This window comes from Paractinoplanes bogorensis, from assembly GCF_018829635.1.
GTDB lineage: Bacteria > Actinomycetota > Actinomycetes > Mycobacteriales > Micromonosporaceae > Actinoplanes > Actinoplanes bogorensis.
Genome location: NZ_JAHKKG010000003.1, coordinates 456,871 through 471,964 on the forward strand (window position 1 = coordinate 456,871; position 15,094 = coordinate 471,964).

Consider the following 15,094-nt stretch of genomic DNA (forward strand, 5'->3'; position numbering starts at 1 on the left):
GCTCCTTACTGAGGGCGACGAGTCTGAGGGCGACGAGTCTGAAGGCGACGAGTCAGAAGCGGCGGTCGATGATGCCCCGCAGGGCGCTCAGGCCGGGGACGAAGAGGTACTCGGCGCCGCGGGTGGCGGTGAAGGCGGGCAGGTCGAAGAGCACGGGCCGCCGGGTGCCGGGCACGGTCATCCGCGCGTCCGGCCCGCCGTCGCCGAGGATCGGGTCCTGCTCGGCCGGGTCGAGACCCATGAACGAGCCGCCCTTGAGCCACTCGCTCTGCACGAACTCGAACTGCCGCTCGATGTCGGCGTTGATGATCAGCACGCACAATCCGCGATCGACGCCGTCGTCCTCGATGACGTCGTCCGGCACCAGCGGCCCGTACTCGACCGAGCGCCGGATCAGCCGGTGCCGCTGCACGACCGTATTACGGGCCAGGGGAGTGGCCCGCGGGTTGCTGCGCCGCAGATGGGCCCCGAGCGGGCAGCGGCGCCCCTCGTCGTCCCCCTCGTACGTGAAATCGTTGCGCCGCGTCAGGTCGTGCGCCAGCGACGGGTCGTCGTGGTCGGGGGAGAGGTCGACCGGGCAGCCGCTGGGCCAGCGCCCCATCATCTTCGCCGCCACCCGGTCCTGGTCGGGCCGGGCGTCGCTGCCATAGAGACGCGCGGCGGTCGTGGCGACGAACCGCCGGAAGCCGGCCACGTCCTGCCGGAGCTTGCGGAACACCAGGAACGTCCCGTTCCGCTTGAGGTCGAACGGCTCCGGACCGGAGATCGTCTCGCCCACCTCGTCCTCGTAACCGAGGAGGAACTCGCCCGGCTTGACGGCCCGCCAGGATCCGTCCGGCTCGAGCACCCCGTCCCCGGCGTACGAGGGTTCGGCGTTGCCCTCGACCGGCGGGTTCGAGATGGGGTCGACGAAGCCGAAGTGCTCGCCCTCGGCCCCGGTCCCGTCCTCGTGGACGAGCGCGTCGGTGTCCTGCACGAAGCGGACCGTGACGCCGCCGGTGGCCCGCATGCCGTCGCGCAGGATCCGGGTGGCCAGCTCGCGGGCCTGCTCGGTCGGTGTGCGGACGAGCACCAGCGCGTGGATGTCCGGCCCGCCCAGGCCGCCCTCCCAGTGCTCGGGTGCGTGCACCCCGACATCACCGAGCCGGGCCGCGCGTGCCCGCGGGCCCTCCCGGAACGCCTGCGGGAACGAGTCGAGCGCCTCCCGCGACATGCCGAGAGCGGTCAGTCCCGCGTACGTGAGACCGAGGTTGATCGTGAAATGCTCGGGCCGGCGGGCCGCCTCGAGCATCGCGGCCAGCCACCGGCGCGCGGCCTCGCCGTCGTCGAAATGCACGAAGATGTGCCGCCCGCAGCGCATCTTGATCGGGGTGACCACGTTGGGCTGGATGTCGTCGAGCTCGCCCTTCAGGTCGGCGGCCGTCAGCATCCGGCTCAGCCCTTCGGCAGCCGGTCGGCGACATCCTCGTACTGCCAGTTGCCGGTGCCGGCCGCGGTGTCGATCGACGCGGCGTTGGCCAGGAACGGGGCCGGCTCGGCGAGGGCGGCCAGATAGGCGTCGACGGTCTCCTGCAGCGGGGCGTCGGCCTTGCTGACCGCCCGCTGGAAGTCCTGAGCCTTGCGGTACCAGTCGGCCAGCCGGCTGACCTGCGTGTAGCTGACCTCGGGGAAGCCGTCGTAGATGGCCAGCGTGCGGATCTGCCCGGCGGCGATGAAGCGCACGATGTCGCGGGCGGTGTCCTCGGGCCCGTCCGGGCAGCCCTGGCACTGACCCCAGACCTTGAGCAGGTTGTCGCGCCCGTTGTAGACGAAGTCGTCGAAGTACTTCTGCAGGTCGCCGTCGAACTGGGAGATGAAGAACAGCGCATAGCCGTCGAAGTCGGAGACCCGGGCCACGAACCAGCGGGCCGTACGGATCAGGCCCAGCTTGGCCGTGGTCGGCAGGAACCAGTCCTCGGTGAACTTCGAGGCCATCAGGGCCAGATCGGTCTCGGGCTTCAGCGGCCACATGCCGGTGAACTCGTGCACCTCGTTGGGACCGTCGCCGGTCATGGTCAGGCCCGGGTCGCGCAGGCCCCAGGTGTTTCCGGTGGCGTTCTCAGTCATGCCTCCAGGCTTGTCGCCGCACCGGACCATGGTCTACGTGCCGGTGCCCCGTGTGCCGTCGCGTTGACCGGGCACCGGACCATTGCGCCGGTCGGCCCACAGCGCGATGGTCAGCTCGGTGACGTCCTGCGGTGACGACAGCGACCGCCCGACCAGCTGCTCGAAGCGGGCCAGCCGCTGCCGCACCGAGTTGCGGTGCAGGAACAGCACCCGGGCGGTCTCGGCGGTCGACCCGTCGGCGTCGAGCCAGGCCTGGAAGGTGTCCAGCAGCATCCGGCGGTGGGCCGGCTCGAGCTCGTCCAGCCCGGCCAGCACGTGGCGGGCCACCCGGGCGGTGACCTCGGGGGCCGCGGCCGAGGCGACCGCGAGCGGATGCCGGTCGAACACGGTCACCGCCGCCGAGCCGGCCGAGGCCACGGCGGCGATCCGGGCGTAGTCGACGGCTCGCGCGGTCTCGTCCAGGCGCTCGAACACGGGGCTCATCCCGAAGCGGCCCCAGCTCTCGATGGCCTTCACGACGTCGTCGATGTTGTCGTCGCCGAGCGGCAGGGCGACGATCCCGGTGCTGGTGTCGGGCCGTTCGCGCCAGGCCGACCGGAATCCGGCCGTGTCCAGGGCCCGCTCGACCGCGGCCGGATCGCCGCCGCCGGCCGCGACCACCACCACGTACGGTCCGGTCCGGGGCAACCGGAGGAGCTCCGCCGCCTCCCACCGCGTGATCATGCCGAGCTCGGCCCCGCCGAACAGCGCTTCGATCAGGGCGGCCCGGGTCTCCCCGCGCTCGGCCGCCCGGAAGCTGCTCTCGGCCAGCCAGGCCGCCTTCTTGACCGCGACCTCCCGCTCGACGAACGCGAACATGTCGGACGCCAGGGCCACCAGCACGGTCGGCTCGAGCCCGCGGGTCGTCGCCAACTTCAACATCTGTTCCCACACGTACGCGGGCCGCGCCGTCTCCGCGAGCAGGGCGGCCGCCAGCGGCACCCCGTGCCGGGCCAGGGCCGCCCCCTCGGCCTGAGCGGCCGACTCGTCGACCTCGGTATCCGCGTCACCGGTGACGTGCCGCCGGTGCAGCGCGATCATCATCGCCTTGTGCCGGGCGGTGACGAGCGCGACGAGCTCCTCCTCGGTCAGGCCGCTCGCCCGCATCGTGCCGTCCGAGTCCATGACCAGCCGGGCGAGGTGCCGGACGATCGGCCCCTCCAGTTCGTAGAGTTCGTCGGAGAACAGGTGCAACGATTCGTCGAGCGTCACCCTGCCGATCCTACGGGCGTGAACAGGCCTTCTCGATGTGCGAGAGCACGACGAAAGCGCCGTCCTCGGCCCGGATCCTGGCGCCGAGCCCAACGGCGCGGTCGCGATACTCCGTTTTGCTGGTGCACGAGCCCAGCGCGGCGGCCAGCGACCCGGCGGTCAGGTCAGGGCCGCTCCGGCACCCCCTGCACCGGCCAGGGAACCCGCCGTCACGATAAGGATCCGAGCCATCTCCTAGGTATACCTAGGCCGTGTCACAGGCGCCGCCTAAACGTCTCTGAGCTGCGGAAATAGGTGGGTGCGACCGATGTGCCGAGGCGCCCGCCGACCGAGGATGAAGACATGTTGATGCACCCGGATTTCCTTCTGACCATGGCCAACGACCACCACCGCGAACTGATCGCCGAGCAGGACCGGCACCGTCTGCTCACCAGCGCCCGCGCCGCCCGCAAGGCCCGCAAAGCGCAGAACGGTCGCGGACAACCCACCGGTACCCTGGCGTCGTGCGAGCCACTCGCGGCGGTGCCGGCCCGGTGATGATCGGGCGTGAGGGCGAGCTGCGCCGGTTGGTGCGGCTCGCCTCTTCGCGTGAGCCGGCCGTCGCGATCGTCGCGGGCGAACCCGGCATCGGCAAGACCCGGCTGGTGCAGGAGCTGCTGGCCACTGTGCCGGCCGACACCGTGGTGCTGGTCGGTCAGGCCGAGCCGGGGTCGTTGTCCCGGCCCTACGAGGTGCTGCTCGACGCGATCGACGGCCGGCCGGTCGACGGCGATCAACTGGCGGCCGTCACCGACGCGCGGCGCAGCCCGGTCGAACGGCTGCACGCGGGCCTGGATCTGCTGGCCGGCCTGATCGGCGAGGCGCCCGCCGTCATCGTGTTCGAGGATCTGCACTGGGCCGACTCCGAGAGCGCGGCCCTGTTCGAGCGGATCGCCGACCAGCGCGGTCCGCGCCTGCTGATCGGCACCTACCGGCCCGACGAGGTGACCCACCGCCAGCCGGCCGCGGCCCTGCTGGCCCGCATGGAGCGCCGGCACGCGGTCACCCACGTCCGGCTGGACCGGTTCACCGCCGCGCAGACCGCCGCGTTCCTGGCCGCGGCGACCGGTGCTCCGGCGCCGTTACGGGCGGTGGCCGCGCTGCACCACCGTACGGGCGGAAATCCGTTCTTTCTCGAGGAGCTCCTGCGCGCCCTGCCCGGCCACGACCTCGAGCGGCTGGTCGACGAGCCCCTGCCGTGGAGCCTGGCCGACGTGCTGCGCCGCCAGGTCGACGACCTCGGCCCGGCCGTCCACCGCGTCGTCGAGGCGGCCGCCGTGCTCGGCCAGAGCATCCCGTTCGACCTGCTCGCCGACGTCACCGGCACCGGCGAGGACGAACTGATCGCCGCGCTGCGCGAGCTGGTGACGCGGGGCGTGCTGGTCGAGACCGGCGAGGACGAGTTCGCGTTCCGGCACGCGCTGCTGCGCGAGGCGATCGGCGCCCAGATGCTCGGCCGGCAGCGCCGCCGGCTGCACGAGGCCGCGCTCGACGTGCTGTTGCGCAGCGGCGGCTCCGATCCGGCGATGGTGGCCCACCACGCCCAGGGCGCCGGCCGCTATGACGATCTGGTCGCCGCGGCCCGTCGCGGCACTGCGCTCTACCTGTCGATCGGTTCCGCCTACCAGGCCCTGCAGCTGGCCGAGACGGGGCTGGGTGAGGCGCCGGACGACGGCGAGCTACTGGCCGGCGCGGCCCGCGCGGCGTGGCTGGGCGGCCTGCTCGACGACGCCCTGCGCTACGGCCGCCGGTGGCGTGACCTGGCCACCACCGCGACCGACCGGGCCGAGTCGCTCTATCTGCTGATCCGGCTGGCCTGGGAGTCTCGGCTGTACGACGAGATGCGCCCCCTGACCGCCGAGATCGAGACGTTGATCGCGCAGCTCCCGCCGGGCGCCGACCAGGCCCGGGCGATGACCGCGATCGCCCAGTCGACCTATCTGCGCGACGACCTCGACGCCGCCGTCCTGTGGTCCGATCGCGCGCTCGCCCTGGCCGCCGAGTTCGACCTGCCCGACGTGCGCCTGGCCGCGCTGCTGGAGAAGGGCTCGGCCCTCAGCGAGCGGCCGCTCGACTCGGCCGCGGGTCACGAGATCCTCTCCGGCCTGGTCGACGAGGCCGAGAAGGCGGGGGAGTGGGTGCTGGCCGCCCGGGCCCTCAACACGCTGGTCCAGGGTGTGCCGCCGACCTCGCCGACCGACTACGCCGAGATCCTGGAGCGGATGCGGGTCGACGCCGAACGCGCCGGGTTCGAGTCGATGTCGGTCGCCGCCTACTACCAGGGCCGGGCCCGGCTGGCCATGCGGGCCGGGGATCTGCGAGCGGCCATCGCGGCGCTCGAGGAGGGCCGCGACCTCGACCTGCACTACCGGCGCCGCGGCCGCTGGGCCGATTTCCACGGTGTCTTCCTGGCCGGGCTCTATCTCGAGGCAGGCGAGCTCGACCGGGTCGGGCCGGTCATCGCCGACCTGGCGGCGCTGCCCAACAACCCGCCGAACACGATCTCGGGCCTGGTGTTCCACCTCGCCTGCCGGCGCGGCGACCGGACCGGCGCCGAGGCGGCCCTCGACGACCTGGTCGCCGACCTGGCCCAGCTGACCTGGCGCAGCGGGGAACAGGCGCACGACCTGGTCTCGGCCGCACTCGAACTCGGCCTGCCGGTGTCCCGGCTCGACGAGATCGCCGCCGATCTGCTCGACGCCGAGGTGTGGGACGCCTACCGCACGCTGGTCGAGGCGCAGGTCGCGGAGGCGCACGGGCGGCACGCCGAGGCGCTCGAGGGCTACCTGTCCATCGTGGAGGCGCACATCCTGAGCCCGCCCCGGCGGGGCACCGTGCGGATCGGTGCCGCCCGCTGCCTGCTGGCGGCGGGCCGGGTCGAGGAGGCCACCGCGCAGGTCGAGGCGGCCGCCGGTCTGCTGGCCGACTGGGGCGGCTGGCGGGTGGCCCAGCTGGCGCAGATCCGCACCCGGCTCGGCCTCACCGACGCGCCGCCCGCGGTCACCGGTCCGGCCGCGCTGACCCCGCGCGAGCGCGAGGTGGCCGTGCTGATCAGTGACGGCCTGACCAACACGGAGCTGGCCCGCCGGCTCTACATCTCTCCGAAGACGGCCGCCGTGCACGTCTCCAACATCCTGCGCAAGCTCGGCATCGCCTCCCGCACCGAGGTCGGCGACATCATCGGCCGCGGCTGAACTCCGCAGCCGCCGTGCGCAGGCGGGAGTGCATTCCCTCGTACGCCTCGGCGCCGCCCAGATACCTTTTCCCGACCTTGGCCAGCATCGTGTAGTTCGGGTCGCACACGTTGCCCACCGGCGCCTCGCCGGCCTGGCTGATCAGCTGGTACGCGTCGAGCACGTCCAGCCCGACCAGCCCGGCGGTCCAGGTCACCAGGTCGTGCTGGCTCATCCGGTACGCGTCCTCGAGCGGCCGGGCCGACCCGGCCGACATGAGCGCCGTGTCGGTCTCGAACCGCGGTGTCGGCGTCGCCACGCCCTTGATCACGTCGAGGATCACCGTCGTGTTCATGGCCGCCTCGACGCCCGTACCGCAGACCTCGCCGTCTCCTTGCCGGCAGTGCCCGTCACCCAGCGCGAACAGCGCTCCCGGCACGTTCACCCCGAAGTACGCCGTCACCCCGGCCCGCAGCTCCGGCGTGTCCAGGTTGCCACCGTGCGCGTCCGGCACGATCGTCATGCGGCTCTCGAACGCGGCCGGGGCCACGCCCGCGGTGCCGTGCATGGGGTCCAGCGGCAGCTCGACCGTGTAGTCGCTGCGCCGCGCCCGGTAGCGCACTGTGCCCTTCGTGCGATCCACGTCGTAGCGCCAGACCAGCTCGTCCAGCGGCGCGTGCAGCATGGCCGTGGTGTGGGTGCCGGTCAGTGCCCCGAAGTGCGGAAACGTCGACGAGACGGCCCAGTCGCGGGCGGGCACGATCTCGACGAAGTGCACGGCCAGGGTGTCGCCCGGCTCGGCCCCCTCGACGTGGATCGGCCCGGTCACCGGGTTGAGATAGGGGAACTCGCACACCACCGAGGGCAGGTCGTCCACGTTCTGTACCCGCCCGCCGAAGCAGTCCTCGGTGTAGAGCTCGAGCACGGTTCCGGGTTTGACCCTCCGTACGGGCTCCCGCCCACCGAAGGTGTAGGACAGCTCGTCGGGCGCAGGGCGGTAGCTGACGACATCCACTTTCACTCCTCGGGCTCGTCCAGGCCGGCCAGTACCGGACGGCGGCCCGTGACGTAGAAGACGATAAGCACGATCACACCAACCCCGAGCCACGCGAACCCGAGAACCTGGGCGGCGATGTTCGCGTTGATCACTACGTAGAGCAGGATCAGGAACCCGATCACCGGTACGACCAGGTGCCGCCACCAGTCCCGGCTGCGCCGCCGCACGACGTAGTGCACGACGACGGCGACGTGCAACGCCAGGAACGCGGTCATCGCGCCGAAGTTGACCAGCGTCGAGAGCAGCGAGATCCCGTCGTCGCGGCTCGCCATGTAGAGGCCGAGAACGAGCGAGACCGCCGCCACGAGCAGGGTGGCGTTGGCCGGCACGCGGTGCCGCTCGTTGATCCGGCTCAGGAACCGCGGCATCTGCCGGTCGCGGGCCATCGCGTAGAGCAGCCGGCTGGTCGCGGCCTGAGCCACCAGCGAGTTCGCGAAGCCCCAGGCGATCGCGGTGGCCAGCGCGGTCAGACTGGCCAGCCAGCCGCCCCCGGCCACCCGGGCCGCGTCGTAGAACGCGGTGCCGTCGGGATCGCCGTCGGCCAGCAGCCCCGGCGCGTCCGGCACGAGCAGCGCGGCCACCCAGGTCTGCACCACGAACAGCGACCCGGCCAGCAGCAGCGCGCCGACCATGGCCCGGCCGATCTGGCGGGCCTCCTCGCGGCTCTCCTCGGCCAGCATCGAGATGCCGTCGAACCCGAGGAACGACAGCACGGCGATCGACACCGCCCCGAAGACGACCGACCACGAGAACGTGTCCGCGTCGAACAGTGGCCGCCACGAGAAGCCGTCGCCCTTGCCGTCGGCGAGCGCCACCACCCCGACGACCAGGAAGATCACCAGAATGACCAGTTCGGCGGCCAGCATGACCCGGTTGACCCGGGCCGTCATCTTGATGCCGAGATAGTTGACCGCCGTGTTGAGCAGGACGAAGACGACCAGCCAGAGCCAGACCGGCACGCCCGGCACGAGCGAGTGCATGGCGACGCTCGCCACCAGATAGAGCAGCCCCGGCACCAGCACGTAGTCGAGCAGAATCACCCACCCGGCCAGGAATCCGACCGGCGGGGCGATGCCGCGGCCGGCGTAGCTGTAGACCGAGCCGGCCATCGGAAAGGCGCGGACCATCTGGGCGTACGAGAGCGCGGTGAACATCATCGCGACCATGCCGACGACGTAGGCCAGGGCGACCATTCCGCCCGAACCGCTGTAGACGCTGCCGAAGATCCCGAACGGGGCGATCGGCACCATGAAGATGAGCCCGTAGATCAGCAGATCGGTGAAGCTCAGCGACCGGCTGAGCTCCTGCCGATACCCGAACTTCTCGAGGTCAGCCATAAGCACGAACGCTAATCGAAATACTTCGATCTCGTCACGGTCGGGTGTGTCAGTGGACACGTATTCGTCATCTGGGCGTCATTTTGCGTCCGCAACCCGTAGTTTTGATGGCTGCCCCGGGCGGCCGTATTGCCGTGCGCTTGGCGACGTTGGATTTAGTAGGGAGAGGGTGCACGCCCGGTGACGGTCACGACTGACCTGCAACTGATCGACCTGCCCGCGATCGACCTGACGCTGGAAGCGCCCGAGGCGGTGTTCCGCTCCCCGTCAGCGCCGGTCCGCCGCACACTCGTCGACGTTCTGGACGCCACCGTCGAGGCCCACCCGACCGCTCGTGCGCTCGACGCCGGCGGCCGCGTGCTCACCTACCGTGAGCTGGCCGACGAGGTCGAGGCGCTGCGGGTCGAGCTCACCGGGCACGGTATCGGGGCGGGCGACCGGGTCGGCATCCGGGTCCCGTCCGGCACCGCCGACCTCTACCTGGCCATCCTCGGCGTGATCGCGGCCGGTGCCGCCTACGTCCCGGTCGACGCCGACGACCCCGACGAGCGGGCCGAGCTGGTCTTCGCCGAGGCCGCGGTCTGTGCCGTGATCAGCGCCGACGGCGTCACGATGCGCGGCGAGCCGGCTGGCCGCCCCGAACGTCCGACCCCGACCGACGACGCCTGGATCATCTTCACCTCCGGTTCCACCGGCACCCCCAAGGGTGTGGCCGTCTCGCACGGCTCGGCCGCCGCTTTCGTCGACGCCGAGGCCCAGCTCTTCCTGGCCGACGAGACCCCGCTCGGCCCGGACGACCGGGTGCTGGCCGGGCTGTCCGTGGCGTTCGACGCCTCCTGTGAAGAGATGTGGCTGGCCTGGCGCCACGGGGCCTGCCTGGTGCCGGCCGCCCGGTCGCTGGTCCGCAGTGGCGTCGACCTCGGCCCGTGGCTGGCCGAGCAGCGCATCACCGTCGTCTCCACCGTGCCCACGCTGGCCGCCCTGTGGCCGGTCGAGGCGCTCGACGACGTGCGGCTGCTCATCTTCGGCGGCGAGGCCTGCCCGCCCGAGCTGGCCGAGCGGCTGGCCGTCGAGGGCCGCGAGGTCTGGAACACGTACGGGCCGACCGAGGCCACCGTCGTCGCCTGCGCGGCCCGGATGACCGGCGAGGGCCCGGTCCGGATCGGTCTGCCGCTGGCCGGCTGGGAGCTCGCCGTGGTCGACTCCACCGGCACCCCGGTCGCCATGGGCGAGACCGGCGAACTGGTCATCGGCGGGGTCGGCCTGGCCCGCTATCTGGACGCGGCCAAGGACGCCGAGAAGTTCGCGCCGCTGCCCTCGCTCGACTGGTCGCGCGCCTACCGCAGCGGCGACATCGTGCGCGCCGAGCCCGAGGGCCTGCTGTTCCTGGGTCGGGGCGACGAGCAGATCAAGCTGGGCGGCCGCCGGATCGAGCTGGGTGAGGTCGACGCGGCGCTGCAGGCCCTGCCCGGCGTGGCCGGTGCGGCCGCCGCCATCAAGAAGACCGCGGCCGGCAACCAGCTGCTGGTCGGCTATGTCGTGCCGCGCGAGGGCTACGACGCCGAGACGGCCGCGCTGCGCATCCGTGAGCAGCTGCCCGCCGCGCTGGTCCCGCTGCTGGCCGAGGTCGACGAGCTGCCCACCCGGACGTCGGGCAAGGTCGACCGGGCCGCGCTGCCCTGGCCGCTGGCCTCGAAGCACGGCGGCGACGTCGAGCTGTCGGCGACCCAGGAGTGGCTGGCCGGCGGCTGGGAGGAGATCCTCGGCCTGCGTCCGACCGCCCCCGACGCCGACTTCTTCTCGCACGGCGGCAGCAGTCTCAACGCGGCCCAGCTGGTGGCCTGGATCCGCCGCGAGCACCCGCAGGTGTCGGTGGCCGACGTCTATCAGAACCCCCGGCTGTCGCAGATGGCCGCGAAGCTCGAGGCGCTGCTCGGCACGACCGCCGTGGTCCGCCGCGAGGTCGTGCCCACGCCGTTGCGCGCCGGCTTCGTCCAGGCCCTGATGATGCTGCCGATGCTGGCCCTGGTCGGCCTGCGCTGGCTCACCGTGCTGGCCGCGCTGGGCAACGTGCTCGCCCCGTGGGCCCCGCACGTCTCGTGGTGGTGGATCGCCGCGTCCTGGCTGGTGCTGTTCAGCCCGCCCGGCCGCATCGCGGTGGCCGCGGCCGGAGCCCGGCTGTTGCTGCGCGGCGTCCGCCCGGGCAAGTATCCGCGCGGCGGCGGCGTGCACCTGCGTCTGTGGGCGGCCGAGCGGCTGGCCGAGCTGACCGGTGCGACCACGGTGGCCGGCGCGGGCTGGATGATCACGTACGCGAAGCTTCTCGGTGCCCAGATCAGCCCCGACGTCGACCTGCACTCCGCGCCGCCGGTGACCGGCCTGCTCAAGGTCGGCCGGGGTGCCGCCATCGAGCCCGAGGTCGACCTGTCCGGCCACTGGGTCGACGGCGACATCGTCCGCGTCGGCAAGGTCCGGGTCGGCGCGGGCAGCCGGATCGGTTCCCGCAGCACGCTCATGCCCGGCGCCCGGGTGGCCAAGGGCGCCCGGGTCGACGCGGGCACCACGGTCACCGGCGCCGTGCGGGCCAAGCGCAAGACGGACGGCGTGGCCTGGCCCGAGGCTCGTCCGCCGCGCCGGTCCCGGCTCTGGGTGGCCGTGTACAGCGTGACCGCCCAGTTGCTCGGCCTGATGCCGGTCGTGGCCGTGCTGCCCGCTCTGGCCCTGCTGGCCGGGCGCCCGACCGTCGCCTCGGCGCTGGTCATGGCGCCGCTGGCCGCCATCGCCTACTTCGTGACGTACGCGGTGCTCGTGCTGGCCGGTGTCCGACTGCTCAGTGTCGGGCTGCGGGCCGGTTTCCACCCCGTACGGGGAAGGGTGGCCTGGCAGGTCTGGACCACCGAGCGCCTGATGGGGATGGCCCGCATCGCCCTCTTCCCGATGTACGCGAGCCTGTTCACGCCGGTCTGGCTGCGCCTGCTCGGGGCCAAGATCGGCCGCGACGCCGAGGTGTCGACGGTGCTGGCCCTCCCGGCCATGACCACGGTCGACGACGGCGCGTTCCTGGCCGACGACACCATGGTCGCGACCTACGAGCTGAGCCACGGCTGGCTGCGGGTGGCCCCGGCCCGGATCGGCAAGCAGGCCTTCCTCGGCAACTCGGGCATCGCCGCCCCCGGCCGCTCGGTGCCCAAGCGCGGCCTGATCGGCGTGCTCTCGTCGGCCCCGCGCAAGGCCAAGAAGGGCTCGTCGTGGATGGGCTCGCCGCCGATGCCGCTGCGCCGCACGGTCGAGACGTCCGACGCCGCCCGCACCTACGCCCCGCCGCTGCGGCTCAAGCTGGCCCGGGCCGCGATCGAGCTGTGCCGCATCGTCCCGGTCATGCTGGCCGGTGCGCTGGCCGTCCTCGTGCTGGGCGCGCTGGCCCTGGTCTGGGAGTCGTTCGGGGCGTGGGCGGCCGTGCTCGCCGCGGGTCCGGTGCTGTTCGGTGCCGCGATCGTCGCCGCGCTGACCGCCACCGCCGCCAAGTGGCTGCTGGTCGGCCGGTTCCGGGTCACCGAGCACGCCCTGTGGACGTCGTTCGTCTGGCGCAACGAGCTCGCCGACACGTTCGTCGAGGTCCTCGCGGCGCCCCAGCTGCTGCGCTTCGCCAGCGGTACGCCCCTGCTGACCATGTGGCTGCGGACGCTCGGTGCGAAGATCGGCCGCGGTGTCTGGCTGGAGACCTTCTGGCTTCCCGAGTACGACCTCGTCCGGCTCGGGGCCGGTGCGACGGTCAACCGGGGGTGCGTTGTGCAGACCCACCTGTTCCATGATCGGATCATGGCCATGGACGAGGTGAAGTTGGACGCGGGCGCCACGCTCGGGCCGCACGGCATCGTGCTGCCCGGTGCGAGCATCGGGGCGCGCACCACGGTCGGACCGGGCTCGCTGGTCACCCGCGGCGATGCCGTGCCCGCCGACAGCCGGTGGATCGGCAACCCGATCGCGAACTGGACATGACCCCACCCGGGGCCGACCATTCGACCGACTCGTACCTCCCACGGAACGGGAACGGCGGCTACCGGGTTCTGCACTACGACCTCGAGCTCGACTACCGGGTCGTGTCGAACCGCCTGGCCGGCCGCGCGAACATCACCGCGCAGGCCGGCCAGACCCTGTCCCGCTTCAGCCTCGACCTCGGCCAGTTCCGGGTGTCCGAGGTCCGCGTCGACGGGCGGCGGGCCACCTTCACCCACCGGGCCGGCAAACTCCGGATCAAACCCGAGAAGGCCATCCCGTACGGGGCCACGTTCAAGACCGAGGTCCGGTACGGCGGTACGCCCGTCCCGATCTCCGGTCCGTGGGGCGACATCGGGTGGGACGAGCTGACCGACGGCGTTCTCGTGGCCAGCCAGCCCAACGGGGCGCCGTCCTGGTTCCCGTGCAACGACCGGCTCGAGAAGGCCACCTTCCTGGTCAAGCTCACCGCCGCCACGCCGTACACGGTGCTGGTGACCGGCGACCTCGTCGCGCGGCGGCGCGGGGCCGGGGCCACCACCTGGACGTACGAGCGGAACGAACCCACCGCGCCCTACCTGATGAGCGTCCAGATCGGACGGTACGAGCAGGTCGAGCTGGCCATGGGCGGGATCACCCAGCGGGCCGCCATCCCGCCCCGGCTGCGCACGGTGTTCCGGCACGACTTCGGCCGGCACGCGCAGATCATGAGCACCTTCGAGCGGCTGTTCGGGCCCTATCCGTTCCGTGAGTACGTCGTGGTGGTGGCCGACGACGATCTCGACGACCCGGTCGAGGCGCAGGGCATGGCCGTGTTCGGCCGCAACCATCTCGACGGCCGGCGCACCCACGAGCGGCTGGTCGCGCACGAGCTGGCCCACCAGTGGTTCGGCAACAGCCTGACGGTCGCGGACTGGCGCCACATCTGGCTCAACGAGGGCTTCGCCACGTACGCGGAATGGTTGTGGTCCGAGGCCTCCGGCGGCCCGTCGGCGCGCGCCTGTGCGATCAACTGGCACGGCCGGCTGCGGGCCCAGCCCGCCCATCTCACCGTGGCCAACCCGGGGGTGGGCCGCATGTTCGACCCGGCGGTCTACAAGCGGGGCGCCCTCACGCTGCACGCCCTGCGCGACCGGATCGGCGACGAGCCGTTCTTCGGCCTGGTGCGCGCGTGGACCGGCGAGCACCGGCACAGCACGGTCACCGGCGGCCAGTTCCGGGCCGAGGCCCAGCGCTGGTCGGCCACCCCGCTGGACGACCTGTTCACCGCCTGGCTCGACCGGACGGCGCTGCCGCCGCTCTAGGGCGCGTCTGGCGGACTAGGCTTGGGCGACCCGGGCCAGCTGGGTCGTCACCAGGCCCCAGCCGTCGGCGAAGCCCATCTCCTCGTGGCGCTTGCGGGCGGCCGGGTCGCCGTGCCGCACCAGGATGCGGTAGTCGGTGCCGTCCGGGTGGTCGGCCAGGGTGATCTCCGCGGTCAGGGCCACCGGCTCGGGGTTCGACGGCCGCCAGTCGCCGTCGAGCGTGTTGGTGAAGACAATCCGCTCGAGCTCCTCGGCCACCAGGAAGACCGACTGCAGGTGCGGAACGAATTCGACGCCGTCGTCGCTCATCCGGGTCACGATCGCACCGCCCGGCCGTACCTCGAGGCGGTCGACCCGGCACACCGCCGGGGCCGGGAGGAACCACCGGGCGAACCGGGCCGGGTCGGTCCAGGCGGCCCACACGGCGGCGCGCGGGGCGCGGATGACGCGTTCGAGGGTGAGGTCGAGATCGGGGTTCACGGGTTCTCCTCCAGGAATTGTTCGAGGCGGTCGGTGCGCTGCGACCAGACGGTGTGCTGTTCGGCCAGCCAGTCCTCGACCACGGCGAGGCGCTCGCGGTTGAGCACGCAGGTGCGCACCCGGCCCGCCTTGGTGGTGCGGATCAGGCCGGCCGATTCGAGCGTGCGCACATGTTTCATGAACGAGGGCAGCGTCATCGGGAACGCGCTCGCCAGGTCGCCGACGCTGGCCGGCCCCGATCCGAGGCGCCGGACGACGCCACGCCGGGTCGGGTCGGCCAAGGCGACGAACACGTCGTCGAGCTGCTCCGAATACTGTGCCACGCGGCTAAGTATTGCTCGCGTCAATACT

The 15,094-nt window shown here is 72.3% G+C and carries 11 protein-coding genes; 4 read left to right on the top strand and 7 right to left on the bottom strand.

Annotation, left to right across the window (positions count from 1 at the left end; translation table 11 throughout):
• Nucleotides 1-52: 52 nt before the first annotated feature.
• The 3 genes from KOI35_RS10280 to KOI35_RS48845 are packed head-to-tail and all read right to left on the bottom strand — an operon-like array spanning nt 53 to nt 3,357.
• Entirely contained in the window at nt 53-1,429 is a 1,377-nt protein-coding gene (locus KOI35_RS10280; protein ID WP_215785925.1) for a Dyp-type peroxidase, read from the bottom strand.
• Nucleotides 1,430-1,434: 5 nt separating this feature from the next.
• Nucleotides 1,435-2,106, bottom strand: a complete 672-nt coding sequence (locus tag KOI35_RS10285) for a hypothetical protein (protein ID WP_215785927.1) — start codon at nt 2,104-2,106, stop codon at nt 1,435-1,437.
• A gap of 33 nt (nt 2,107-2,139) precedes the next feature.
• Nucleotides 2,140-3,357 (bottom strand): PucR family transcriptional regulator, encoded by a 1,218-nt coding sequence (locus KOI35_RS48845; RefSeq protein WP_215785928.1) that lies wholly within the window; start codon nt 3,355-3,357, stop codon nt 2,140-2,142.
• A 342-nt stretch (nt 3,358-3,699) separates the two neighbouring features.
• On the opposite strand from KOI35_RS48845, the gene KOI35_RS10295 reads away from it, so the two are divergent.
• Both KOI35_RS10295 and KOI35_RS10300 read left to right on the top strand, forming a co-directional pair.
• Nucleotides 3,700-3,894 carry a hypothetical protein gene (locus KOI35_RS10295; RefSeq protein WP_215785930.1) on the top strand — a complete coding sequence of 65 codons (195 nt, stop codon included), beginning with the start codon at nt 3,700-3,702 and terminating at the stop codon, nt 3,892-3,894.
• The gene (locus KOI35_RS10300; protein WP_308120890.1) at nt 3,861-6,590 is read left to right on the top strand and encodes an AAA family ATPase; all 2,730 of its coding nucleotides are present in this window, start codon (nt 3,861-3,863) and stop codon (nt 6,588-6,590) included. The genes KOI35_RS10295 and KOI35_RS10300 overlap by 34 nt, the downstream gene beginning before the upstream one ends.
• On the opposite strand, the gene KOI35_RS10305 is transcribed toward KOI35_RS10300, so the two are convergent.
• Together KOI35_RS10305 and KOI35_RS10310 are read right to left on the bottom strand one after the other, a co-directional pair.
• Nucleotides 6,574-7,590, bottom strand: a complete 1,017-nt coding sequence (locus tag KOI35_RS10305) for an acetamidase/formamidase family protein (protein WP_215785934.1) — start codon at nt 7,588-7,590, stop codon at nt 6,574-6,576. The two genes, KOI35_RS10300 and KOI35_RS10305, sit on opposite strands and share 17 nt — an antisense overlap.
• Entirely contained in the window at nt 7,587-8,963 is a 1,377-nt protein-coding gene (locus KOI35_RS10310; protein WP_215785935.1) for an APC family permease, read from the bottom strand. Before KOI35_RS10310 ends, KOI35_RS10305 begins: the two co-directional genes overlap by 4 nt.
• Before the next feature lie 180 nt (nt 8,964-9,143).
• Between KOI35_RS10310 and KOI35_RS10315 the strand changes: the two genes are divergently transcribed.
• Both KOI35_RS10315 and KOI35_RS10320 read left to right on the top strand, forming a co-directional pair.
• Entirely contained in the window at nt 9,144-12,962 is a 3,819-nt protein-coding gene (locus KOI35_RS10315; protein ID WP_215785937.1) for a Pls/PosA family non-ribosomal peptide synthetase, read from the top strand.
• Nucleotides 12,959-14,263, top strand: a complete 1,305-nt coding sequence (locus tag KOI35_RS10320; RefSeq protein ID WP_215785940.1) for a M1 family metallopeptidase — start codon at nt 12,959-12,961, stop codon at nt 14,261-14,263. The genes KOI35_RS10315 and KOI35_RS10320 overlap by 4 nt, the downstream gene beginning before the upstream one ends.
• 15 nt (nt 14,264-14,278) lie before the next feature.
• On the opposite strand, the gene KOI35_RS10325 is transcribed toward KOI35_RS10320, so the two are convergent.
• Both KOI35_RS10325 and KOI35_RS10330 read right to left on the bottom strand, forming a co-directional pair.
• Nucleotides 14,279-14,743, bottom strand: coding sequence for an SRPBCC domain-containing protein (locus KOI35_RS10325; RefSeq protein WP_215785942.1), 465 nt, complete (start codon nt 14,741-14,743; stop codon nt 14,279-14,281).
• Complete coding sequence (locus KOI35_RS10330; RefSeq protein WP_308120891.1) at nt 14,740-15,066, bottom strand: ArsR/SmtB family transcription factor; 327 nt, start codon at nt 15,064-15,066, stop codon at nt 14,740-14,742. Before KOI35_RS10330 ends, KOI35_RS10325 begins: the two co-directional genes overlap by 4 nt.
• Nucleotides 15,067-15,094 lie beyond the last annotated feature (28 nt).

What these genes read in the sequence shown, in the direction of transcription:
- KOI35_RS10310 (WP_215785935.1), bottom strand. Translation starts at nt 8,963, where the DNA reads ATGGCTGACCTCGAGAAGTTCGGGTATCGGCAGGAGCTCAGCCGGTCG.
- KOI35_RS10280 (WP_215785925.1), bottom strand. Translation starts at nt 1,429, where the DNA reads ATGCTGACGGCCGCCGACCTGAAGGGCGAGCTCGACGACATCCAGCCC.
- KOI35_RS10285 (WP_215785927.1), bottom strand. Translation starts at nt 2,106, where the DNA reads ATGACTGAGAACGCCACCGGAAACACCTGGGGCCTGCGCGACCCGGGC.
- KOI35_RS10295 (WP_215785930.1), top strand. Translation starts at nt 3,700, where the DNA reads ATGTTGATGCACCCGGATTTCCTTCTGACCATGGCCAACGACCACCAC.
- KOI35_RS10320 (WP_215785940.1), top strand. Translation starts at nt 12,959, where the DNA reads ATGACCCCACCCGGGGCCGACCATTCGACCGACTCGTACCTCCCACGG.